Raw genomic sequence first — 25717 nt, forward strand, 5'->3', positions numbered from 1 at the left:
TAAATCACTCCTGCTCAAGGTAGCTCTGCCGTTGATAAAATTGATAATAGCGTCCTTGTTGAGCCAATAGTGCATCGTGTTTTCCGCGTTCTATAATATGTCCATTATCCATAACGCAGATCTGATCCATATGTTGTAAGCCGGTTAAACGGTGTGTAACGACAATTAATGTCTTGTGCTGACAACTATGGCGCAATAAAGACAGAATTTGTTGTTCGGTATTTATATCGAGCCCTTCTGTTGGCTCATCTAAAAGCATTAAAGGAGCATCATGCAGCAGGGCTCTGGCAATGCCTAAACGACGTTGTTCGCCACCAGAAAGCTGTCGGCCACCGTCGCCCATCCAACAGTTCAGTTTCTCATCAGTATATAGTAAGTTCCCCAATCCCACTTTTTTCAGCACGATTTCTAATTCATCATCAGTGGCATTAGGTTTTGCCAATAAAAGATTCTCACGCAGTGTGTGACTGAAGACATGTATCCGCTGGGGCACGACAGATATCATTGAACGAAGAGTGGCTTCTTCGTAACTGGAAATAGGCTGTTTATTGAGGGTGATTTCTCCTCCATCAGCATTCCAGGCGCGGGTTATTAACTGTAAGAGGGTTGATTTTCCGCATCCTGTTTTTCCCAGTAAAGCAATATGCTCGCCTGATTTGAGGGACAGAGAAATATTTTTCAATACCGGCAGGGGCTGATTAGGGTAAGTGAAATCAACATCTTTTATCTCAAGACTGAGATGATGACTCATTTGTGGACCATGATCAGGAAAAATAATTTCAGGCTTCTGGTGCATTAATTGGGATACTCGAGTTGCAGATGAGAGCACTTGCCCCATATGTTGAAATGCGACAGTAACCGGGGCAAGAGCCTCAAAGGCTGCAAGAGTGCAAAATGCCACTAACGCGATGAGTGCACCAGGCTGACCATATTCTCCAAAACCTGCGGCACTTAACCAAAGCATCAAGGTGACTGTCATGCCGGTAGAGAAAATCATGACTGCCTGTGAAAGCCCTGTTAAGTGAGCCTGATTTTGTTGGTTTTTCAACCATGAGGATTCAACTTCAGTCATTGTCTGGCGAAAGCGTCTGAGTGCGCCGAATACCGTCAATTCAGCTTGCCCTTGCAATGCACTGGTCAGTAACGTGCGATATTGACCACGTTGGGCTGTGATGTTCCTGCCATAAGACTTTCCTGCATGATAAAACGCAAAAGGCAATATCAGCAGCAATCCCAACATGATACCGCCAAGAGTATAGGCCAGTGTGATATCAAGAAAAGCTAATCCGAATGTCAGCACTACAATAACAACAAATGAGGCCAGAACGGGGGAAATTACCCGCAGATAGAGGTGATCCAATGTTTCGACATCGGCAACAAGCCTATTTAGCACTTCTCCCTGACGGAAACGGGCAATACCGCCCGGAGAAAGGGGCAGGATCTTCTGAAAAGCAAAAACACGTAAGTGGGCTAATACACGGAATGTGGCATCATGGCTGACAAGCCGTTCACCGTAGCGCCCGGCTGTCCGGAAAATGGCCGCGCCACGGACTCCCGCGGCAGGTAGCATATAATTAAACGTGTATAGCCCTTCGAATCCGACAAAAGCAGTGCCGGCAAGAAACCAGCCGGAAAGAGTCAGCAGGCCGATGCTGGCCAATAAAGTAACAATGGCCAACACCATACCCAAACTAATCAGAAACCAATGGCGGCGGTAGAGTGCGAGAAATGGAAATAAAACACGCATGATTAAAGCTCCACACTGCGATGAGACAACAGATGAGAAAATGCCCCTTGGGACTGATATAAAGTGTTATAGTCACCTTTCTCAATTATCAGTCCATTCTCCATAACCCAAATCTGGTCATATGTCAGTGTTTCTTCCAATAAATGAGTGACCAGCAGTGTTGCTTGCTGGTAAGAAGCTTGGTTTAACGCTGACATCACGCGTTGTTCACTGTGCGCATCAAGGCTCGCGGCGGGTTCATCTAACAGCAATAATTGGCAAGGGCGTAATAACGCGCGTGCTACGGCGACACGCTGAGCTTGCCCGACGGATAAACGGGCAGCATTATCACCTAAAACTGTATTAATCCCGTCAGGTAAATCATCAATAAACTCACTGACATAAGCCTTTTCCATGACATCATTCAGTTGCTCTTGGGTTGCATCATATTGACCAAGGCGAATATTTTCTAACAATGTTTGTTCCGGAAGATGTGGATTTTGCCCAACCCAATTGAGGTGTTCCCGCCAGTTAGCGAGATTAAGTTCCTGTAGTTCGATGCCATTAATTTTCAGGGAGCCTCGATAAGGCAAAAACCCTAGCAGCACATTGATCAGGGAACTTTTCCCAGCCCCGCTTTTTCCGACCAGAGCAATCCGTTGATGTTTATCTATGATGAAATTTAAAGGGCCAGCAAGGCGGTGACCATTATGGGACAGAATTTCCAGCTCACAGGCTTCAATGATAATGGGGTCTTCATTGGATAATGTTTTTTCACCCTCGGTGACCTGTTGTTCACCATCACTGCTAAGCAGGGTGAAAAGTGACTCTGCTGCTCCGACGGCTTGGGCTTTTGCATGATAAAACGTCCCTAAGTCGCGGAGAGGCTGAAAAAACTCAGGGGCAAGAATTAAAGCGAGAAAACCGGCAAACAAAGTCACTTCCATCCCATAGCTGCCAAAGTGTAATTCGCCCAGATAGGAAAAACCAAAATAGACAGCAACAACGGCGATAGATACTGCGGCAAAAAACTCCAGTACAGCTGAAGATAAAAATGCCATGCGCAGCACTTCCATTGTTCTCTGGCGAAAATCTTCTGTTGACTCTGTAATCTGCTTGACTTCGGCATCGCCACGATGGAAGAGACGTAAAGTTTCCAATCCCCGTAAACGATCAAGAAAATTACCGCTTAACCGGCTAAGGGCAACAAAATTGCGTCGGTTAGCATCAGCCGCACCTAATCCCACTAACGCCATGAAAAGAGGGATTAAAGGGGCCGTAATAAGCAAAATTAATCCGGCTGCCCAATTGACAGGAAATACGGTAATCAGGATTAAAGTGGGGATCAAGGCAGCCAGAGTCATTTGGGGGAGATAGCGGGAATAAAAATCCTGCATATCTTCTATTTGTTCCAGAATAATGGTTGCCCAGCTTCCGGCGGGTTTTCCCTTAACCCAGACAGGCCCCAGCTGCTCCAATTTATCTAACACCATATTGCGTATTTTCTGGCGTACAACCTGACCACAGATAAATCCGACACGTTCCCTGATGGCATTGATGACCGCACGCATTGTGAAGGCTGCTGCCAGCATGAGAAACTGATTGATAAGATTTTCGCGGGGAACATTATCCATGATCAGAGATTGGAGAATCGACGCTAAGAGCCAGGCTTGAGAGATGATAAGTAATCCGCTGATTAGGCCGAGTAGCATAGATAAACGAAGCCACCGACGAGCAGGAGCACTTTGTTGTCTCAGCCATCGAACAAGTTCAGATTGTCTTGTTTTGTCCATAAGAAAGTTTCTGATTAGATGGTGAAGATATTCAATATCAAAACAAGCATTATATTACTTGTTAAAAAGCGCTATCTAAATAGCGCCTTTAAGGGGGGACAGATTATTTATTTTGCCAATCCATCGAGAAAACGCTCAGCATCCAATGCGGCCATACAGCCTGTTCCTGCTGAAGTGATGGCCTGACGATAAACATGATCCATCACATCTCCGGCGGCAAAAACTCCCGGAACGGAAGTTTGGGTCGCATTACCATGTAATCCTGACTGAACTTTGATGTACCCATTTTCCAAGTCAAGCTGACCATCAAAGATGCCGGTATTCGGGCTGTGTCCGATAGCGATGAAAACACCACTGACATCCAGCTCTTCGGTATTATCACTTTTCGTGTCGCGGAGACGGACACCTGTTACACCCATATCATCACCCAATACTTCATCCAAAGTCCGGTCAGTATGCAGGATGATATTGCCGTTATTGACTTTGTCCATCAGGCGGTCGATCAGAATTTTCTCTGAACGGAAAGTGTCGCGGCGGTGGACCAAATGAACTTCAGAGGCGATATTAGCCAGATAGAGCGCTTCTTCTACGGCGGTATTCCCCCCCCCTACGACAGCGACTTTTTGCTTGCGATAGAAGAAACCATCGCATGTTGCACAGGCAGATACACCACGGCCTTTAAAGGCTTCTTCCGAAGGCAGTCCAAGATAACGGGCTGAGGCTCCTGTCGCGATGATCAATGCATCACAGGTATATTCCTGATCATCCCCATATAAACGGAAAGGTCTTTTTGAGAAATCAACTTTCTTAATATGGTCGGAAACAATTTCAGTTTGAAATTTTTCAGCGTGTTGGAACATACGCTCCATCAAATCCGGGCCGGTCAGCCCTTCAGGATCACCAGGCCAGTTTTCAACCTCAGTCGTGGTGGTCAATTGGCCGCCTTTTTCAACCCCTGTGATGAGGACAGGGTTTAAATTAGCGCGGGCCGCATAAACAGCAGCAGTATAACCAGCAGGACCTGAACCAAGAATGATGAGTTTACTGTGTTTAGCTGTGCTCATGAATACCTCATTTCCTTTATCACATATTGTGGATTTGGGGATTGTAGGAGAAATAATAAGTTAAAAAAAGCGATTATCAGATAAAATATTCATGTTATTAACGATTTTACCGATAGATAGTAACTACGATGTAAGCGAAATGTAAGAAGAGATTACTTAACCTTCTGAATAGGACAGAAATTATTCTATTTAGGTATGAAATGAGTTGTCGAAACGATTAACTTAAAATTTATCTGGTAGGTTGTTCTGATTTTTGTTCATTTACTTTGACAATCGGCTGTGCATTTGCGAAAACATCTGTGTAAGAGATAATTATCTACCTCGCTAATCAATTGTTTCTATAGAATAGAAAAATAAGAGTGGTGATTTTCTCATAGAATATTAAAAATTGCCGTTAAGCTACTTTCTGAAAGACGCCATGTTTTGGGAATAACATGCTAAAAGATGGGATACGAACAAATCGGGCTGTCAGTAAGTCGAATGCCGGAAAACCGTATTTTGGAAGATTGCTGTAGATCCTAAACATTGGTTACAGATTGAGCTTTAGCTTTTGAAGACATCTTTTCCAGCTCAACTGCTTGAAAGAGATAGGGAAAATGTTATGGGTGTAGGAATATAAAGAGAGAGCAATAAGATGATTGATAATAAAAAGCGTCCAGGAAAAGATCTTGACCGCATAGACCGCAATATCCTTAACGAACTGCAAAAAGACGGCCGCATTTCTAACGTGGAGTTATCCAAGCGGGTTGGTTTATCACCAACACCTTGTTTGGAGCGTGTGCGCCGTTTGGAGCGTCAAGGTTTTATTTCTGGCTACACAGCGTTGCTGAACCCTCATTACTTGGATGCATCATTATTAGTATTCGTTGAAATTACACTGAATCGTGGCGCAGCGGATGTATTTGAACAATTCAATACAGCTGTTCAGAAATTAGAAGAAATTCAAGAATGTCATTTAGTTTCTGGTGATTTTGACTATTTGTTGAAAACACGCGTGCCAGATATGTCTGCATACCGTAAGTTATTGGGCGAAACTTTGTTGCGTCTTCCTGGTGTTAACGATACCCGTACTTATGTTGTTATGGAAGAAGTGAAGCAAAGCAACCGTCTGGTCATCAAGACCCGCTAAACTTTATCTAAAATGCACAGATGCAAAACAGGAAAAATTTAGGTACACTCCTGTGTATGCATACAGCTTCAACGCTGAGCAATCCTCAGCGTTGTTCCGTTTAATCAACAGGAAAACACCTGGAGATCCTTTCTTGAACCAGGAATACACAGAAGACAAACACGTTAAGTTAAATAAAGTTAGCAGTGGCCGCCGGTTTCTGGAAGCCATTCTGTTGGTTATTGCTATTTGTGCGCTGTACTTGATGATAGTGCTTATCAGTTTCAACTCATCCGATCCGAGCTGGTCACAAACCTCTTGGCATGAACCCGTTCATAATTGGGGGGGAAGTGTTGGGGCCTGGCTATCGGATATTTTGTTCTCAGCGTTTGGTATTCTTGCCTATGCAGTCCCGCCATTAATGTTTTTAGGTTGCTGGAATGCTTTCCGTCAGAAAGATAGGCAAGAGTATGTTGATTTATTTACACTTGCATTACGTGTCATTGGTGCTTTAGCCCTGATACTGACCTCATGTGGTCTGGTTGCACTCAATATTGATGACTTTGATGATTTTGCTGCTGGCGGAGTCATCGGCAGCTTATTCAGTAATGCTATTTTGCCGTGGTTCAACATCCTTGGGGCAACATTGGTTTTGCTTGGCGGATGGGCAGCCGGATTTACCTTATTTACAGGCTGGTCATGGCTGACTATTGCAGAGAAAATCGGGGCGGTTATTCTTAACTCACTCAGTTTTGTCGTCAATCGTGGCCGCAACGAAGTTGAATATGACGACGATGAGCCAGAACATGAAACAGTTTCGGCACGCAAAGTCAGTGAACAGCAACAGGATAGCCACGTTGATGACGATAAACGTGAAGTGCAAAAAAAATCTGTTGTGACTGAACTGGCTGATGTTGATGAAAATGATGTATTGCTGATGGTTCCGACAATAGTGGAATTAGCGAATACAGCAGAGGAGGCACCTGATACTTTGGGAGCCAGTTCTGAAAACAGCCAGAAACCAGAAGAAAATGGCCCATCTCTCCCCATTTTTCCAGAAACAGCTCATCCTGAAATAACAGCCCATTCTGAAATAAAAGAATCAGAACCCGTTGAACCTATATTTAATAGTGAGGCTGCACAACAGCCTGTTACGGCCTCACCAGAACCTTTGTATGATAGCGCTGGGCAGGAAGCTGAAAATCAGGAGCAAGATCCTGTTCGTTATACATTCGAATTACCGACTGATTATCAACCGGATATCGAATCAGCCAGCCTGCCAAATGCAGGGAAAGAGATCGCCAGCCCAGTAGCAGTAATAAAAAATCCTCAGGTTAAACAAGGTATTGGCCCTGAAATGCCGCGCCCGAATCCTGTCAGGATACCGACCCGACGCGAATTATATGGCATAAAAGTACCTTCTCATCGTCTATCTGAAGACCTGCAACGGGAAGAAAAAGAAAAACAGAATGAACTGATGGCAGAACCCATTGAACAGCAAATGGATGAGCAACAACAAGACCTTTTGCGCCAACAATTCCTTGAGCAACAACGTGAGCGTTATGGTGCTGATTTTGAATCGGAGAAAGAAGATAAAGAAGATAAAGAGGATAAAGAATTTAATCAAGAAAATGCATTAACAGATAGACAATCAACGGTTGCTGCATTAACAGAAAATCACATAGAAAATAGCGTCGATAAACAAGAAGGGCAGAAAGATCCGTTGCAAATAGCATTTGAGCAGCAGCAACGTGAACGATATCACGCTAACCAACCTGATATTTCAGTACCGATTTCATCACAAAATAAGGATTCAGAGTTTCCTTCTTTTCCGTCGAATGACATCCGGGAAGAGCCTGAATTGGAAAAAATTGTTCCAATTTTAGCTTCCCATGAGCCCAAAATTCAGCATACTTTTGCGCAGCAACCGCAGCAACCGCAGCAACCGCAGCAACCGCAGCAACCGCAGCAACCGCAGCAACCGCAGCAACCGCAGCAACCGCAGCAACCGCAGCAACCGCAGCAACCGCAGCAACCGCAACAGAATAGCCTGTTCCATCCATTTTTGGTTCGCAATGATCAGCCATTGCCAAAACCAACGACGCCGATGCCTTCGTTAGGTCTGCTGGCAAAACCACCAGAAGAAGAAGAACCAGTAGATATGTTTGCGCTTGAACAAACTTCGCGTTTGATTGAAGCGCGTTTGAATGATTACCGAGTTAAGGCGGATGTTGTTGGGTTTTCTCCGGGACCGGTCATTACACGTTTTGAACTGGATTTAGCGCCGGGTGTTAAAGCTTCCCGTATTTCCAACTTATCGCGTGATCTTGCTCGTTCACTCTCAGCAGTTGCTGTCCGTATCGTAGAAGTGATCCCGGGTCAGCCTTATGTTGGGTTAGAATTACCGAACAAGAAACGCCAAACCGTTTATTTGAGAGAAGTACTGGATTGCGAAAAATTCCGGAATGACCCGTCACCATTGACGATTGTTCTCGGCAAAGATATTGCAGGCCAGCCAGTTGTGGCGGATTTGGGCAAAATGCCGCACTTACTGGTTGCGGGAACAACAGGATCGGGTAAATCGGTGGGGGTCAACGCCATGATCCTCAGTATCTTGTATAAAGCGAAACCTGAAGATGTCCGCTTTATTATGATAGATCCGAAAATGCTTGAACTGTCCGTTTATGAAGGGATCCCACATTTATTGACTGAAGTGGTTACGGATATGAAAGACGCAGCCAACGCACTGCGTTGGTGTGTAAACGAAATGGAACGCCGCTACAAGCTGATGTCTGCCTTGGGGGTACGTAACCTTGCGGGATATAATGACAAGATCAAGCAGGCAGAAAATATGGGAAGGCCGATCCCAGATCCGTTCTGGAAGCCCGGTGACAGTATGGATGTGACTCACCCTGTGCTGAAAAAAGAACCTTATATTGTTGTGATGGTTGATGAATTTGCCGACCTGATGATGACTGCCGGAAAAAAAGTGGAAGAGTTAATTGCACGCTTGGCTCAGAAAGCACGGGCAGCAGGTATCCACTTGGTGCTGGCAACACAGCGGCCTTCTGTTGATATCATCACAGGGCTGATTAAAGCCAATATTCCGACGCGCATTGCATTCACTGTGTCCAGTAAAATTGATTCTCGTACTATTCTTGACCAAGGCGGGGCAGAATCATTATTGGGTATGGGGGATATGCTTTATCTGGCACCAAACTCTTCAATTCCTGTACGTGTTCACGGTGCATTTGTACGGGATCAAGAAGTTCATGAAGTGGTAAATGATTGGAAAGCGCGTGGACGTCCTCAATATATTGATAATATTATCAAAGGGGGGGAAGACGGTGAAGGTGGTTTAGGGTTTGATAGTGATGAAGAACTCGATCCCCTGTTTGATCAAGCAGTTGAATTTGTGGTTGAAAAACGTCGTGTTTCCATTTCAGGAGTGCAACGTCAGTTCCGTATTGGTTATAACCGGGCTGCCAGAATTGTCGAACAGATGGAGGTGCAACAAATTGTTAGTCCACCCGGACATAATGGCAATCGTGAGGTTTTGGCTCCTCCGCCCCACGAACGTTAATCAGCATCGTTGTTAATTAACAGCGTTAAAGGCTACATTATTGTAGCCTTTAACGCTGGTCATAATACGAATTGAAGGTATCTCAAACATGAAAAAATTGGTGTTGATTGGTAGTTTGATGATAAGCATGATCACAAATTCTGCGTGGGCCAATGCTGTACAAGATTTACAAGGCCGCTTGGGAAAAGTGAACAGTTTTCATGCAAATTTTACTCAAACAGTAATAAGTAACGAAGGTTCAACAATCCAGCAAGGAGAAGGTGAACTTTGGATCAAGCGCCCGAATTTGTTTAACTGGCATATGACATCACCTGATGAGAGTATGTTGGTTTCTGATGGTAGCACGCTGTGGTTTTATAACCCTTTTGTCGAGCAGGTCACTGCGAATTGGCTAAAAGAGGCAACGGGGAATACACCCTTTATGTTAATTGCCCGTAATGATCCTGCTGACTGGAAACAGTACAAGGTTGTTCAGGAGGGTAATAACTTTGATCTGACGCCTGATAACAACAATGGTAACTTAAAACATTTTTCAATTACCGTGACTCCTGAAGGGACTATCCAGCAATTTACGGCAGTTGAGCAGGATGGGCAAAAAAGCAGCTATCAATTAAAAGGACAGCAAAATACCCAAGTTGATGCGGCAAAATTCAAATTCACAATCCCTGAAGGCGTAACGCTGGATGATCAGCGCCAGTGAGGTTTAAGTGAACAATCTTTCACTCGACTTTTCACAGAATGAATTCCAACCTTTGGCCGCAAGAATGCGGCCAACCACATTAGCGCATTATATCGGTCAGCAACATTTATTGGCTGAAGGAAAACCTTTACCAAGAGCGATTAAGTCTGGCCATCTGCATTCCATGATTTTATGGGGACCTCCCGGAACGGGAAAAACCACTCTGGCTGAAATTATCGGTTACTATGCACAAGCTGATATTGAACGCATTTCGGCCGTGACATCCGGTATTAAAGAAATTCGTGAAGCGATAGAAAAAGCACGTCAAAACCGTAATGCAGGGCGTAGAACGATATTATTTGTCGATGAAGTGCATCGATTCAATAAAAGTCAGCAGGATGCATTTTTGCCACATATTGAAGATGGCACGATCACTTTCATTGGTGCAACGACCGAAAACCCTTCCTTCGAATTAAACTCGGCTTTGCTGTCCCGTGCTCGCGTTTATTTATTAAAATCACTCACAGCCTCAGAAATAGAGCAAGTGCTGATTCAGGCCATGAATGATAAAGAACGTGGTCTTGGTGGGAAAAACATTGTGTTACCTGATGATACTCGCCAAATGATAGCGGAACTTGTTGCAGGAGATGCGCGCCGATCACTGAACTTGCTGGAAATGATGTCAGATATGGCAGAAGTTGATAAGCAGGGGCAGAGGACCTTGACACCCGCATTGTTGAAAGAGGTGAGCGGAGAGAGAAGTGCACGGTTTGATAACAAAGGTGACAGATATTACGATTTGATTTCTGCGCTACACAAATCAATACGCGGTTCATCCCCGGATGCCGCCCTTTACTGGTATGCCCGGATTATCACTGCGGGCGGTGACCCGCTTTATGTTGCCCGTCGGCTACTGGCCATTGCTTCTGAAGATGTGGGGAATGCAGATCCCCGTGGCATGCAGGTTGCCATTGCCGCTTGGGATTGTTTTACCCGCGTAGGGGCGGCAGAAGGAGAACGGGCCATTGCTCAGGCAATTGTTTATCTTGCTTGTGCGCCGAAAAGCAATGCTGTTTATACCGCATTTAAAGCTGCGATGGCAGATGCACAAAATAATCCAGATTATGATGTTCCGGCTCACTTGCGTAATGCTCCAACTAATCTGATGAAAGAGATGGGATTTGGTGAAGCTTACCGTTATGCACATGATGAACCCAATGCGTACGCTGCGGGTGAAGTTTATTTTCCATCTGAAATGAAACACACACGCTACTACTACCCAACAAGCAGAGGGTTAGAAAGTAAAATAGATGAAAAATTAAACTGGCTAATGCAACAGGATCAAAATAGTCCTATAAAACGCTATCGTTAATCTTATTGATACGGTAAGGTTTATGCTTAATGGATTTCATCACGTTATCCTCAACAATGATTTTTTAATAACCACTTCTCAATAACAAAAACACAGGACTAGCATGCTCGATCCAAATATGCTGCGTAATGAGCTAGACGCAGTCGCCGAAAAACTGGCTCGCAGGGGTTATACCCTTGATGTGGAGATGCTGCGCAAATTAGAAGAGCGCCGCAAAGTTTTACAAGTTGAAACTGAAACCCTGCAAGCCGACCGGAATTCCCGATCGAAATCTATTGGTGCAGCTAAAGCCCGCGGTGAAGATATTGAACCACTGCGTCAGGAAGTCAATCAGTTGGGTGAAAAACTGAATGCAGCAAAAGCTGAACTGGAAACATTGCAGGCTGAGATCCGCAGCATTGCATTAAGCATGCCGAATATTCCTGATGATTCATCCCCTGATGGAAAAGACGACAGTGATAACCTCGAAATCAGCCGTTGGGGAGAACCGCGTCAGTATAATTTTGAAATCAAAGATCATGTGTCATTGGGTGAATTGGCTGGCGGTCTTGATTTTGCGGCAGCGGTAAAACTGACTGGCTCACGTTTTGTCGTTATGAAAGGTCAGATTGCTCGTCTGCACCGTGCCATCGCACAATTCATGCTGGATCTGCATACTGAACAGCACGGCTACCTGGAAACTTACGTACCTTATTTGGTTAACCATGACTCACTGTATGGTACAGGGCAATTGCCTAAATTTGGTGAAGATTTATTCCATACCAAACCATTGGAAGAAGAGTCTACCAGCAACTATGCATTGATTCCTACAGCGGAAGTGCCTGTCACTAACTTGGTCCGTAATGAAATTCTGGATGAAAGCGAATTACCGCTGAAAATGACAGCTCACACGCCTTGCTTCCGTTCTGAAGCGGGTTCTTACGGCCGTGACACCCGTGGTCTGATCCGTATGCACCAATTTGACAAAGTTGAATTGGTTCAGGTTGTTCATCCAGAAAAATCTATGGAAGCACTGGAAGAACTGACGGGACATGCCGAAAAAGTATTGCAGTTGCTGAACCTGCCATACCGTAAAATGTTGCTGTGTACGGGTGATATGGGAGCCGGTGCAAGAAAAACTTACGATTTGGAAGTCTGGTTGCCAGCACAAAATACTTACCGTGAAATTTCATCTTGCTCTAACACATGGGATTATCAGGCTCGCCGCATGCAGGCACGCTTCCGCAGCAAAGATGATAAGAAAACCCAGTTAGTACATACATTAAATGGCTCTGGTCTGGCTGTAGGCCGTACTTTGGTTGCGGTGATGGAAAACTACCAGCAAGCTGATGGGCGTATTGAGGTACCAGAAGTATTGCGCCCTTATATGAATGGATTGGAATATATCGGCTAATAGCCTATTTCTCTCGGTTCCGAATCAACATTTGAAAACGAGATAATTAATTCTTGATAAAAAAGCGCCATAGTTTGGCGCTTTTTTATAATAGAATATTATGTCTTACTTTTTCATTATTATATAAAAAAGCGCTATAGTTAGCGCTTTTCATATTTATTAGCTTCTTGGAAAGAAATTAGTCGATTGAACCGGAACTCGGTTCTTTTTTTGCCGGGGCATAAAAAACGCTGCGGTAGGTAGTGTAATATGCTGCCATATATATAGGCATAGTAATCAGTAAACCTAATCCCAGTGGGATAGCTGAGATTTGCATAATAATACCCATCAGTATGAAAAAGATAAATCCACCAAGTAGGTTTTTCTTGATTGCACTCAAACTCATTGAAATGGCTTCTGTGAATTTAAGATTATTAATCATGATTAAAGAAGGGGAGAACCAGCTAATAGCTAACGCAGCGATAGAGAAAATGATCGTAATGACAGAGCTTAGCAACATAGTTGTCAATCCGCCTGTACCTAACAGAGCAAGATCTGAATTATTGACGGCAAAGAACAATTGAAGGACGCCCAGGCCTACAGTTAGCACCATAACAACTACGCCGATTATGTACAGACCAAGGAGTAGTGCCCCAACCGCAATCAATGAGCCAAAATTTTTCTTGAATCCGGCAAAAAGTGAACTTATTTGAAAATTCCCTGTGTTTCTTTGTTCTTCAGCTGCGACAGCAAAACCCGCAGTAAATACAGGAATGAGAAGTAACATTGCAGCAAATATAAATGGACTTATTATTAGCGCAATAATGGAACCAACTAAAGTAAGAGCTAGCCAACTGATAGTATAGGCCAAAAACAGCAAAAACCATTTCATGGGTTGTGCTTTAAACAAATTCCATGAATCGGCAATCCATTCTATTGATGCTCCTGCTCCAGCTGCACGGCCACCAGGAATGAATGTATCTTTTTCTTTATTCAGAGAAATATTGTTTTCTTCTGAGTTAGGGTTGATCTCTTGAGTATCCATTTTTCCGATTTATCTTATTAATTAATAGGGTATTCTTAAATTAGTCTTTCTCTATTCCATCCCAGTAATACAAATCCATAGAGAAAACGGCGGAATTATCATATAAAAAATATTAATCAACAAGCGATAATTTCGGATCTTATCTATAGATTACATCATGATTATTATCGATATCATTGAATATATTGATAATGTTTTTTTATATTTAAAATATAATTTAGTTTTATTACCTGATCTTTGTCGTCATAAGGCAAATCATCTGGTTTTTAATATGTTCATTAGTGTTTTTTTAATATAAGCTTCTATAACTTCTGTTTTAGATATATATGCAATTAACTTAGCGTAGTAGTGTCTTGAATAAGGTGGGATTTTTTGCAAAAAAACTGACTTCAAGTTAATGAAAGTCAGTTTTTATTAAGATTAACGCATTGTTTTATGAAGTTTTCACCGTAAAAGCGGCAGATATCAACTTAATAAATGACATGATGCCCATAACTACTCAGAATATCTCTTACACTTTCCATGGTTTCTTTTGATGGCGGATGGACATCATCTAACTTATATTCTTCACCCATGGCAATCCATTTGTGTTTACCCAATTCGTGATAAGGCAACAGTTCTATTTTTTCAATATTTTTCATATCCTTGGTGAATTCACCCAGTAAATGAACGGATTGCTCATCATCAGACCAGCCAGGAACGACAACATAACGGATCCATGTTTTTTGATTGCGTTTCGCGAGATAACGGGCAAATTCAAGCGTCCGGTGATTGGAAACACCGACTAATTTTTGATGGATATCATCGTTGATTTGCTTTAAATCCAACATCACAAGGTCGGTATCATCCAACAATTCATCAATGACGGGATCATAACGACGAACGAAACCATTGGTATCTAAACAGGTGGTTATGCCTTCTGCATGGCAGGCCCTGAACCAGTCCCGGACAAATTCAGCCTGGAGAATTGCCTCTCCGCCAGAAGCCGTTACTCCACCTCCTGAAGCATTCATAAAATGGCGGTAAGTGGTGGCTTCTTTGGTGAGTTCTTCAACTGTTACGGTTTTTCCGCCGTGGGTATCCCAGGTATCGCGATTATGGCAATAAAGACAACGCATTAGGCAACCCTGAAAAAATGCGATAAAACGGATACCCGGGCCATCAACGGTTCCGCAAGATTCAAAAGAGTGGATACGACCAAGTACCGACATGAAAGGATTTCTCCAAAAGCTGACAAGCTAATAAAGGCCCCTGACGTTAAGGAGCCTTTAGTGTGTGTCATTTTATTTCATCAGGAAATAATGACATTTTAGTAATGCTATTTTAAGGGGCTACATTGTTTGAGTAAAAGTCCGGGTGATAACATCCCGTTGTTGCTCTTTGGTCAAGGAGTTGAACCGTACAGCATAGCCCGATACACGAATAGTCAGCTGAGGGTATTTTTCAGGATTTTCCATTGCATCCAACAGCATTTCACGGTTCATCACATTGACATTCAAGTGCTGACCCCCTTCGATATTGGCCTCATGGTGGAAATAACCATCCATCAATCCTGCCAGATTTGCTTTGCGGACATCATCATCTTTACCCAGTGCGTTAGGTACGATGGAGAAGGTATATGAAATCCCGTCTTTGGCGTAGGCAAATGGCAGTTTGGCAACGGAAGTCAGGGAAGCTACAGCACCTTTCTGGTCACGTCCGTGCATTGGGTTAGCGCCTGGCCCGAATGGTGCACCTGCCCGGCGTCCGTCAGGCGTATTGCCGGTTTTCTTACCGTAAACCACGTTTGAAGTAATGGTCAATACGGACTGTGTTGGAATGGCGTTACGGTATGTGTTCAGCTTCTGGATTTTTTTCATGAAGCGTTCAACCAGATCACAGGCGATATCGTCGACACGTGGATCGTTATTACCGAATTGTGGGTATTCCCCTTCAATGTTGAAATCAACGGCCAAGCCAGTTTCATCACGCACTGGAGAGACTTTCGCATATTTAATTGCAGACAATGAATCTGCGGCTACGGATAAGCCCGCGATACCACATGCCATGGTGCGAACGACATCGCGATCATGCAGTGCCATCAATGAGGCTTCATAGCTGTATTTATCGTGCATATAGTGAATAATATTCAGGGCGGTGACATACTGTCTTGCCAGCCAGTCCATGAAATGATCCATGCGCTCCATGACCTTGTCGTAATCCAGCACCGCATCTTTTATTGGCGCTTCTTTCGGGCCAACTTGCATTTTCAGTTTTTCATCCACACCGCCATTGATGGCGTACAGCATGGTTTTGGCGAGGTTTGCACGAGCGCCGAAGAACTGCATTTGTTTACCGACAATCATTGGGCTGACACAACATGCAATAGCATAATCATCGCTGTCGAAATCAGGGCGCATCAGATCATCATTTTCATATTGCAAAGATGATGTATCAATAGAGACTTTTGCGGCGTATTTCTTGAAATTAACAGGCAGCTTCTCTGACCACAAAATGGTCATGTTAGGCTCTGGAGATGGCCCCATGGTGTACAGGGTATTCAGGAAGCGGAAGCTATTTTTGGTGACAAGTGTACGACCATCCAAGCCCATGCCTGCCAGTGATTCGGTTGCCCAAATGGGATCGCCGGAGAACAGCTCATCATATTCAGGAGTACGCAGGAAACGTACCATGCGGAGTTTCATCACCAAATGGTCAATTAACTCTTGTGCCTGTTGTTCAGTCAGTTTGCCTGCCTGAATGTCACGTTCAATGTAGATATCCAGAAAGCTGGAAACACGGCCGAACGACATTGCTGCGCCATTTTGGGATTTAACGGCGGCAAGGTAGGCAAAATAAGTCCATTGTACCGCCTCTTTCGCATCAGTCGCGGGATTGGAAATATCATAACCGTATTTCGCCGCCATCTCTTTGATTTGGTCAAGAGCACGGTGCTGTTCTGAGATTTCTTCACGCAGGCGAATGGTTGATTCTAAATCTTCACCATTTTCCAGCTTTTCTTGCAGTGAAGTGAACTGAGCATATTTCTCATCGCGCAGGAAGTCAATGCCGTACAGCGCAACGCGACGATAATCACCAATAATACGGCCGCGGCCATAGGCATCAGGTAAACCAGTCAGCACACCGGACTTACGGCATTTCAGGATATCAGGAGTATAGACATCGAATACGCCTTGGTTGTGAGTTTTACGGTATTCAGTAAAAATTTGTTTCAGTTTTGGATCCAGAGTGCGATCGTAGGCTTTGCAGGAACTGTCAACCATCTTAATGCCGCCAAAAGGAATAATGGCACGTTTTAATGGCGCTTCGGTCTGCAAGCCAACGATCTGTTCCAGATCTTTTTCAATATAGCCAGCATCATGAGAGGTAATGGTAGACGCAACGTCAGTATCAAAATCCACCGGCGCGTGAGTGCGGTTCTCGATTTTGATACCTTCCATGACTTTTTCCCACAAAACATCAGTCGCTTTTGTGGCACCTGCAAGGAATGATTCATTGCCTTCATACGGAGTGTAGTTTTTTTGAATGAAGTCACGAACATTCACTTCATTCTGCCAGCTACCTTCACCAAAGCCTTGCCATGCTACAGAAAATTTTTCATTTAACTCGGACATGATACTTCTACCTTTTAGCAGTGGAACTTTTAATAAATCTGGCGTGGTGGCACGTTAGTGCTTTTTGCCGCCACGTAAATAAATGAACCAATAAGTCAATCCAACCAATACCGCGCCACCAATAATATTGCCTATGGTTACAGGGATCAGATTATCGGTAATAAAGTTTGAAATGGTCAGTTGTGGAAATTGTTCGGGAGTCATGCCGACTTTTACCCAGAATTCATCTGATGCGAAATTTTTAATGACTATCCCGAGCGGAATTAAAAACATGTTAGCGATGCTATGCTCAAAGCCACTGGCGACAAACATACCAATCGGCAATATCAATGCGAACAATTTATCGATCAAGCTGCGTCCGGCATAACTCATCCAGACTGCAAGGCATACCATCAGATTGGCTAAAATGCCCAGGCACACTGCCTCAATAAAGGTATGGTGCATTTTATGATCCGCTGTCAGCAAGACATTCATCCCCCATGCACCATTGGCAACGCCAGATTGGCCGGAGTACCAGATTAAAGTGACAAAAAACAGTGCGCCAATCAGATTGCCGACATAAACGTTAATCCAGTTTTTGAACATTTGTGGCCAAGTAATGCGGCCGGTGGCTTTTGAGATGATCGTCAGCACGGTGGAAGTGAAAAGGTCAACACCACATACAACCACCAGCATTAAGCCCAGAGAAAAGCAGGTCCCACCTGTTAACTTTGCCAATCCATAAGGAATGGAAGAGGTTCCTGTTGTCGCTGTAATATAAAAAACAAAAGCAATGGAGATAAATGCACCCGCCATAATTGCTGATAAATAAGTCACTGCGGGATGTTTATTGACTTTATATACACCACTATCATCAGCGATTTGTGCCATTACAGCAGGTGAAAATAAATTAAAAGGGTTGTCAGTTTTCATCCTAACACTCTCTTTATCCTTGATTAATTATAGCACGCTATGATAGTAACAAACGGACATTGACCGGAATTTGATATGGATCATATTAGACCGAAAGTTTGATAACAGATTATGGCCTAAATCGGTTTTTTCTATTTCAATATGTTGATTTATAATGAAAAAATATTTTTTAAAATTTATAAAAATATTTTATATGTGAAATTGGGGGATTTTAGATATAAAAAGTAAAATAACAGGTTAAATTGTCATTTATTTGTTGTTTTAAAATAAATGGTGTTTAACCTGAATTTTACTTTTAATGAACTTTAATTTAATGATTTATTTATTGGCCCAGAATTCACGCTTGGCTTTTTGCAATTTTTCATAGGTGTTCAATAACGCCTGATGTGCTGGCAATGCTTCCAATTCTGAATCAACAGACCATAAACCGTAGAAGCAATTCTCTCCGGCGATTGCCGCAGAAGCCGCATCAACGGTATCTTGACCGTACATTTTGACAAATGCCTGATAGTATTGCTCAGGTTTGCGATCTTCTTCCTGGGTCAATAGCAGCAATGTTTGCAGGCAGCGGTAATAATTCGCCCGCTCAGAGGTGAAAACAGACGCATTGAAATCCTGTGTCCATTCAACCCAAATCAGGGCTTGTTCCAGATCATTTCCGGCCAGTGCCAGCATGGATTTCAATTCACCGATACGCAGATTACTCCAACCGTTATCTTTACCCGCTGCAATTCCCAATAATTCACGAACACGGGTGAAGTCATCCAACCCTTCATCATCCAATTGTTCAAGGAAAGCAAGGTATTCTTCCGGTTGCCATTGGCTTTCCGGCAAGGTCAGAATGGTGTCACGCAGGTGAGTGCCCATGGTGTTATTAGCAATATGCAGATCTTCAATCGGATAAATATCTGACATACCCGGGACCAAAATGCGGCAGGCATAAACGCCAAGGTGTTCATAATCAGCAATATAAACTTCGGCATCCAGTGTATTGAAGATCCTCATTAGAGTGGCAAATTCTTCTTCCGTTGTTCCGCTGAAATTCCAGTCAGCAAACTCATAATCAGCATCTTGCTTGAACAGATCCCAGCTGATTGCACCGCTGGAATCAATAAAGTGAGTTTCCAGATTGGTATGCTCGGAAACTTCTTCATCATCGAAACTTGGTGGTGTGAAAACATCCAGATCTTTCAGGCTGCGGCCTTGCAGAAGTTCTGTCACAGTACGTTCCAGAGCAACGCCAAAATCAGGATGGGCGCCAAAAGAAGCAAAGCATGTACCGTTATTCGGATTGAACAATACAACGCAAATGACCGGGAATTGCCCCCCGAGTGATGCATCGTAACAATAAAGAGGGAAGCCTTCTTCCTGCAATTTATTAACTGACTCAACGACGCCGGGATACCGGGCCATAATCTCCTGTGGAATTTCAGGCAGGCTGATGAGTTCTGCAATAATGCGGTTTTTCACATAGCGTTCGAATACTTCAGATAACCCCTGAACACGTGCTTCATTCATGGTATTACCGGCTGACATGCCATTCGAAACGTACAAGTTTCCGATGATATTCATCGGAATATAAATAGTCTGATTATCGGATTGGCGCGAGAATGGCAGGGCGCAGATCCCACGCTCTTCATTGCCCGATTGCAGGTCAACTAATTGGCTGGCGCCGAGGGCATTGTCCGGATTATAAAAGCGGTGCAAGCGCTCATCCAGAATACCTTCTGGCAAAGAATCATCCTCTGGCAGAGGAAACCATTTTTCATTTGGGTAATGAACAAACTCGCCATTGGCAATGGCATTGCCGAGATAAAAGTCGGCAAAGAAATAGTTTGTTGACAGACGTTCAAAATACTCTCCCAAGGCAGAGGCCAATGCTGCTTTCTTACTGGCTCCTTTACCGTTGGTAAAACACAGGGGGCAGTCGCGATCACGGATATGTACTGACCAAACATGAGGAACGGGATTCAGCCAGGAGGCTTCCTCAATATCAAAGCCAAGTGATTTTAATTTGTGCTGGAAACGATTAATGGAGTCTTCCAATGCGGCATCTTTGCCTGGGATATAAGTCTGCGTCATCGCTATTCACTTCAATGTATGTTAAAGGCGGTATATCATACGGCGTTTTTTTTATCAGCTCTATGAATTCCCAAAAATTATTGTTAATTAGAGTTTATTTATTTTTGGATTACATAATAAAATAGTTTTTTTACAAGAGGTTAAATAATGAAAAAGACTAAAATAACAGCAATGGCCGGTTTTATGGCATTTATCAGTGGTTCCGCATTTGCTTTACCAAATATTACTGTACTAGCGACAGGCGGAACAATCGCTGGTGGCGGTGAATCGGCGACTCAATCCAGTTATACTGCCGGTAAAGTAGGTGTGGATGCACTGTTAAATGCAGTGCCGGCTATCAGAAATATTGCTGATCTGAAAGGTGAGCAGGTTGTCAGCATTGGTTCTCAGGATATGAATGACCAAGTTTGGTTGACTCTGGCAAAAAAAATCAATGCAGACTGTAATAAAACCGATGGTTTCGTTATTACCCACGGTACCGATACCATGGAAGAAACGGCTTACTTCCTTGATCTGACTACTGAATGTAAAAAACCTATCGTTATGGTTGGCGCAATGCGTCCATCCACCGCGCTGGGTGCTGATGGCCCACTGAACCTGTACAATGCGGTTGTTGTTGCTTCTGATAAAAACTCTGCAAACCGCGGTGTTCTGCTTGCAATGAATGATTCTGTGATCCACGGCCGCGACATCGGCAAACTGAGCACAACGGAAGTTCAGGCATTTCAGGCTGTGAATGCAGGTGCACAGGGCTTCGTTCACAACGGTAAAGTAAATTATTACGCTAATGCGCCAGTAAAAGCTGAAAAAGCACTGTTTGATGTTAGCAAACTGGATAAACTGCCAAAAGTTGGCATTGTCTATAACTACTCCAATGCGTCTGAACTGCCGGCAAAAGCGTTTATTGAAAACGGCTACCAAGGCATTATCAGTGCAGGTGTCGGCAATGGTAACATCTATACATCTATTTTAGATACGTTGGCTAAAGCGGCAAAAGAGGGTGTTGTCGTTGTTCGCTCCAGCCGTATTCCTTTCGGCTACACGACCCAGAATGCTGAAGTTAACGACAGCAAATATGGTTTTGTAGCATCAGAACGTCTGAACCCACAGAAAGCCCGTGTTCTTTTGCAGTTGGCTCTGACCCAGACTACTGATACAGCAAAAATTCAGGAAATGTTCAGCAAGTATTAATTTCTGATATTAAGTACTTGTTTCCGATATTAAGTACTTATTTCAGATAATAATGACTTTGTTCTGATATAGAAAAACAGAAAGATATGTTGAATGCGTCTTTCTGTTTTTGCACCAGTTAAGAGCACATTTCCTTTATCAAATGGTTGAAGTGGTTGGGACAGAGGCTGAATATCGGAAGGAAGTAAACTATCTATAAGTTGGATTTACAACGAGACGTATAATATTTTTAGCTTCAATCTCAACTGAACATGTTCAATTCCGTCCATCCAATAAGATGGTGGCTGGCGTTTCATGTTGCACACCCATTTTATATAAATGCGCAGTCAGGGCGTGTGCTTTTTGAGATAATTCTCGGTAATTACTGGATATTCAGCATACTCCGCAGATTTTTGTATTAAACCTAAATTAATTGACGTTTTTGATTTTTTCTCCTTATGTTGAGAACGAGAGATAATTGCTGTGTGATTTTCAGTCACAATCTTAACCTTAATGATATTAATAATGAATTAATGCTATGAGTTATGAGGAAAGTTTATTTTTATTTAGGTGAGAATATAAATATATTTTTAATGTTCCCGAATAATCGGAATCAATATCATCGTGACATTCAATTGGTACCCTGACATACAGGTTGTGATGCCTTTAAGAACAAGATGTTATTCGGGTGATAACAACAATTTTTAATAACCATTGCAGTGACAGGGCGAGAGTGATAAAACCAATGCGTCCGGTTTTATTGTATCCATTGATAGGGTGAACTTAATGAATCAGGTATATAATTTCAGCGCTGGTCCGGCGATGTTGCCAGCAGAAGTATTACGTCGTGCAGAGCAGGAACTTTGTAACTGGCATAGCTTGGGAACGTCGGTGATGGAAATCAGCCATCGCAGTAAAGAGTTTGTCGGCGTTGCCGCTGAAGCAGAAAAAGACCTAAGAGATTTATTGTCCATACCTGAAAATTATAAAGTGTTATTTTGTCACGGTGGAGCCCGTGGTCAATTTTCGGCATTGCCGCAAAACTTATTGGGAGATAAATCAACCGCAGATTATATCGTCAGCGGTTATTGGTCTGAAAGTGCGGCGAAAGAAGCAGAAAAATATTGTACGCCAAATGTCATTGACATCAGGACAGAAATCAATGGCATTAAAGGTGTAAAACCGATGCGTGAATGGGCGTTGAACAATGATGCCGCTTATGTCCATTACTGTCCTAATGAAACCATTGAAGGTATCGGCATTTTCGAAGAGCCTGATTTTGGCGACGATAAAATCGTCATTGCCGATTATTCTTCAACAATTCTTTCCGCCCCAATTGATGTCAGCCGTTATGGTGTTATTTATGCAGGGGCACAAAAAAACATTGGGCCAGCGGGAATTACAGTTGTCATTATCCGTGAAGACCTATTGGGCAAAGCACATAAACACACGCCATCCATACTGGATTACACTGTGCAGGCTCAATATGATTCTATGTACAATACACCACCGACATTTGCATGGTATCTGTCCGGTATGGTATTTAAATGGCTGAAAGAGCAGGGCGGATTACAAGAAATCAGCAAACGTAATCATGCGAAAGCAGAACACCTTTATCGTGCCATTGATGAAAGCAAGTTGTATATCAATCAGGTTGCTCCTCAGAATCGCTCTATCATGAATGTTCCATTCCAGCTTGCTAATCCGGCATTGGATGGCAAGTTTCTGGAAGAAGCCTATGCCCGTGGCTTACATGCGCTGAAAGGGCATAAAGTTGCGGGGGGGGCCCGTGCTTCTATCTATAATGCGATGCCTTATGAAGGTGTGAAAGCATTGGTTGAATTTATGGCTGATTTCGAACGTCGTAACGCTTGATGTTTTTATCATCGGGAGAATGAAATCTCCCGATAGTCAGTTTCTTACTTGGTTCAAAAAGTAATATGTTAAAAACCGGAGACTCCTCTCTTTATGCAATCCCTGACGCTACAACCTATTTCACGTATTAATGGAACTATCAACCTGCCCGGCTCTAAAAGTGTTTCCAATCGTGCCCTATTACTCGCTGCTTTTGCCAAAGGTACTACCCGTTTAACCAATTTGTTGGACAGTGATGACATCCGTTACATGCTTAATGCTCTGACAGCATTAGATATTCCCTATCGTTTATCTGCGGATCGTACTATCTGTGAAGTTGATGGCATGGGAGGAAACATCACAGGGAAAAGTGGATTAGAGCTGTTTCTGGGAAATGCTGGAACGGCAATGCGACCATTGGCAGCGGCGTTATGCCTGGGAAACAACGAGGTTGTGCTGACAGGGGAGCCTCGGATGAAGGAGCGCCCAATAGGTCACTTGGTCGATGCGTTGCGCCAAGGAGGAGCCGAAATTGATTATCTTGAACAGGAAAATTACCCGCCATTGCACATCAGGGGAGGGTTTTCCGGGGGCAAAGTCACCGTTGATGGCAGTGTTTCCAGCCAATTCCTGACCGCTTTGCTGATGGCCGCACCATTGGCAGAAAATGACACAGAAATTCATATTCAGGGCGATTTGGTTTCTAAACCTTATATTGATATTACGTTGGCCCTGATGAAAAGTTTTGGTGTCGTGATACAAAATGAAAACTATCAGGTTTTTCATATTAAAGGCCAGCAACAATACGTATCTCCGGGGCAATATTTAGTTGAAGGGGACGCTTCATCGGCATCTTATTTTCTGGCTGCGGCGGCGATTAAAGGGGGCACAGTTCGTGTCACCGGTATTGGCAAAAACAGCCTGCAAGGGGATACCAAATTTGCCAACGTGTTGGAGAGAATGGGCGCAATTATTCGCTGGGGAGACGATTTTGTTGAATGTGAACGAGGCACACTGACAGGCGTTGATATGGATATGAATGCCATTCCCGATGCAGCAATGACCATAGCAACAACGGCATTGTTTGCGCAGGGAGAAACCGTCATCCGCAATATTTACAACTGGCGGGTAAAGGAAACTGACCGCCTCAATGCCATGGCAACTGAACTGCGTAAAGTCGGCGCCGGGGTGGAAGAAGGGCATGATTATATTCGTGTGACCCCGCCAGAAAAGCTAAATCATGCTGAAATTGAAACCTACAATGATCACCGCGTGGCCATGTGCTTTTCGTTGGTCGCATTGTCAGATACTCCCGTTACTATACTTGATCCGGGTTGCACAGCAAAAACATTCCCGGACTACTTTAATCAGTTTGAAAAACTCAGCCAGTATGCTGAGTAGGAATAAAATAGAACAGAACACGAACAAAACACGTGATTAAGAAAATATTCGCGTTGAAAAAAATGGTTCAACATGAAAATTTAAGATAATTATGCTGCGCCTGTTTCGCTCATCTACCGAGTGCGTATAATAAGGTAGACTTTTATTGCTCATTAATTGAGCAATTATCTGCATTCGATAAGTGACCCGTCATTCATGCGAATGTTATGCGAAAAGGAGGATAATGATGGCGGCGATAGCCCCAGTAATAACCGTTGATGGGCCAAGTGGTGCCGGCAAGGGAACACTATGTCAGGCATTGGCTGAGGCGTTAGGTTGGCAATTACTTGATTCCGGTGCTATTTACCGTGTGCTGGCACTGGCTGCTATTCATCATCAGGTGGATATTCAGTCTGAAGACGCTCTGGTTCCTCTGGCTGCAAATCTGGATGTTCGTTTTGTGCCCGAAAATGGCAAACTTCGGGTCATTTTGGAAGGCGAAGATGTCAGTAACGAAATTCGGACTGAAACTGTCGGGAATACAGCGTCACAGACTGCAACATTTCCGCGTGTCCGAGAAGCACTTTTACGCAGGCAAAGGGCTTTCCGTCTCGTCCCGGGGCTGATTGCGGATGGCCGTGATATGGGGACCGTTGTGTTCCCTGATGCACCCGTGAAAATATTTCTTGACGCCAGCGCACAAGAGCGGGCGCGCAGGCGTATGTTACAGTTGCAGGATAATGGTTTTAGTGTTAACTTTGAAAACCTTTTGTCCGAAATACAAGAACGGGATTTCCGTGATCGCAACCGGACTGTCGCACCATTAGTGCCCGCGCAAGATGCATTGATCCTAGACTCGACGAGCATGTCTATCGAAGAAGTGATTGATAAAGCACTGACATATGCGAAAAATACGCTGGAAATACCAGCATAATTGACAATTTTCGTAAATACACTATTGCA

General features: G+C 43.6%; 17 protein-coding genes. 9 read left to right on the top strand and 8 right to left on the bottom strand.

Annotated features, from left to right (window positions below):
* Positions 1–4: 4 nt before the first annotated feature.
* The 3 genes from cydC to trxB all read right to left on the bottom strand — a co-directional run bounded on the left by cydC (position 5) and on the right by trxB (position 4583).
* Positions 5–1747, bottom strand: coding sequence for a heme ABC transporter ATP-binding protein/permease CydC (cydC, locus tag Xsze_RS12305; RefSeq protein ID WP_038238042.1), 1743 nt, complete (start codon positions 1745–1747; stop codon positions 5–7).
* A gap of 2 nt (positions 1748–1749) precedes the next feature.
* Positions 1750–3519 carry a heme ABC transporter permease/ATP-binding protein CydD gene (cydD, locus tag Xsze_RS12310; RefSeq protein WP_038238044.1) on the bottom strand — a complete coding sequence of 590 codons (1770 nt, stop codon included), beginning with the start codon at positions 3517–3519 and terminating at the stop codon, positions 1750–1752.
* A 107-nt stretch (positions 3520–3626) separates the two neighbouring features.
* Positions 3627–4583 (bottom strand): thioredoxin-disulfide reductase, encoded by a 957-nt coding sequence (trxB, locus tag Xsze_RS12315; protein WP_038238046.1) that lies wholly within the window; start codon positions 4581–4583, stop codon positions 3627–3629.
* 634 nt (positions 4584–5217) lie between these two features.
* Here trxB and lrp point away from each other — a divergent pair.
* The 5 genes from lrp (at position 5218) to serS (ending at position 12718) form a co-directional block, all read left to right on the top strand.
* Positions 5218–5712, top strand: coding sequence for a leucine-responsive transcriptional regulator Lrp (gene lrp / locus Xsze_RS12320; protein WP_004256338.1), 495 nt, complete (start codon positions 5218–5220; stop codon positions 5710–5712).
* A gap of 133 nt (positions 5713–5845) precedes the next feature.
* The gene (locus Xsze_RS12325; protein WP_099139160.1) at positions 5846–9274 is read left to right on the top strand and encodes a DNA translocase FtsK 4TM domain-containing protein; all 3429 of its coding nucleotides are present in this window, start codon (positions 5846–5848) and stop codon (positions 9272–9274) included.
* Between the two features lie 88 nt (positions 9275–9362).
* A complete protein-coding gene (lolA, locus tag Xsze_RS12330) occupies positions 9363–9974 on the top strand; it encodes an outer membrane lipoprotein periplasmic chaperone LolA (RefSeq protein ID WP_038237181.1) in 612 nt (203 codons plus the stop codon).
* Positions 9975–9981: 7 nt separating this feature from the next.
* Entirely contained in the window at positions 9982–11325 is a 1344-nt protein-coding gene (locus Xsze_RS12335) for a replication-associated recombination protein A (RefSeq protein ID WP_038237183.1), read from the top strand.
* 103 nt (positions 11326–11428) lie between these two features.
* Positions 11429–12718, top strand: a complete 1290-nt coding sequence (gene serS, locus Xsze_RS12340) for a serine--tRNA ligase (protein ID WP_038237185.1) — start codon at positions 11429–11431, stop codon at positions 12716–12718.
* Between the two features lie 178 nt (positions 12719–12896).
* Here serS and Xsze_RS12345 read toward each other — a convergent pair whose 3' ends face one another.
* The 5 genes from Xsze_RS12345 to ycaO all read right to left on the bottom strand — a co-directional run bounded on the left by Xsze_RS12345 (position 12897) and on the right by ycaO (position 20350).
* A complete protein-coding gene (locus tag Xsze_RS12345) occupies positions 12897–13742 on the bottom strand; it encodes a BPSS1780 family membrane protein (RefSeq protein ID WP_038237187.1) in 846 nt (281 codons plus the stop codon).
* A 470-nt stretch (positions 13743–14212) separates the two neighbouring features.
* Complete coding sequence (pflA, locus tag Xsze_RS12350) at positions 14213–14953, bottom strand: pyruvate formate lyase 1-activating protein (protein ID WP_038237189.1); 741 nt, start codon at positions 14951–14953, stop codon at positions 14213–14215.
* 120 nt (positions 14954–15073) lie between these two features.
* The gene (pflB, locus tag Xsze_RS12355) at positions 15074–17356 is read right to left on the bottom strand and encodes a formate C-acetyltransferase (RefSeq protein ID WP_038237191.1); all 2283 of its coding nucleotides are present in this window, start codon (positions 17354–17356) and stop codon (positions 15074–15076) included.
* A 54-nt stretch (positions 17357–17410) separates the two neighbouring features.
* Complete coding sequence (focA, locus tag Xsze_RS12360) at positions 17411–18268, bottom strand: formate transporter FocA (protein ID WP_038237193.1); 858 nt, start codon at positions 18266–18268, stop codon at positions 17411–17413.
* A 318-nt stretch (positions 18269–18586) separates the two neighbouring features.
* Entirely contained in the window at positions 18587–20350 is a 1764-nt protein-coding gene (gene ycaO, locus Xsze_RS12365; protein ID WP_038237195.1) for a 30S ribosomal protein S12 methylthiotransferase accessory factor YcaO, read from the bottom strand.
* A gap of 147 nt (positions 20351–20497) precedes the next feature.
* Here ycaO and ansB point away from each other — a divergent pair, with 147 nt between their 5' ends.
* The 4 genes from ansB to cmk all read left to right on the top strand — a co-directional run bounded on the left by ansB (position 20498) and on the right by cmk (position 25688).
* Positions 20498–21541 (top strand): L-asparaginase 2, encoded by a 1044-nt coding sequence (gene ansB, locus Xsze_RS12370; protein WP_038237196.1) that lies wholly within the window; start codon positions 20498–20500, stop codon positions 21539–21541.
* A 765-nt stretch (positions 21542–22306) separates the two neighbouring features.
* Complete coding sequence (gene serC / locus Xsze_RS12375) at positions 22307–23395, top strand: 3-phosphoserine/phosphohydroxythreonine transaminase (protein WP_038237198.1); 1089 nt, start codon at positions 22307–22309, stop codon at positions 23393–23395.
* 93 nt (positions 23396–23488) lie between these two features.
* A complete protein-coding gene (gene aroA / locus Xsze_RS12380; protein WP_038237200.1) occupies positions 23489–24775 on the top strand; it encodes a 3-phosphoshikimate 1-carboxyvinyltransferase in 1287 nt (428 codons plus the stop codon).
* A gap of 226 nt (positions 24776–25001) precedes the next feature.
* Positions 25002–25688, top strand: coding sequence for a (d)CMP kinase (gene cmk, locus Xsze_RS12385; RefSeq protein WP_038237203.1), 687 nt, complete (start codon positions 25002–25004; stop codon positions 25686–25688).
* Positions 25689–25717 lie beyond the last annotated feature (29 nt).

It is taken from the genome of Xenorhabdus szentirmaii DSM 16338 (assembly GCF_002632585.1).
Taxonomy (GTDB): Bacteria; Pseudomonadota; Gammaproteobacteria; order Enterobacterales; family Enterobacteriaceae; genus Xenorhabdus; species Xenorhabdus szentirmaii.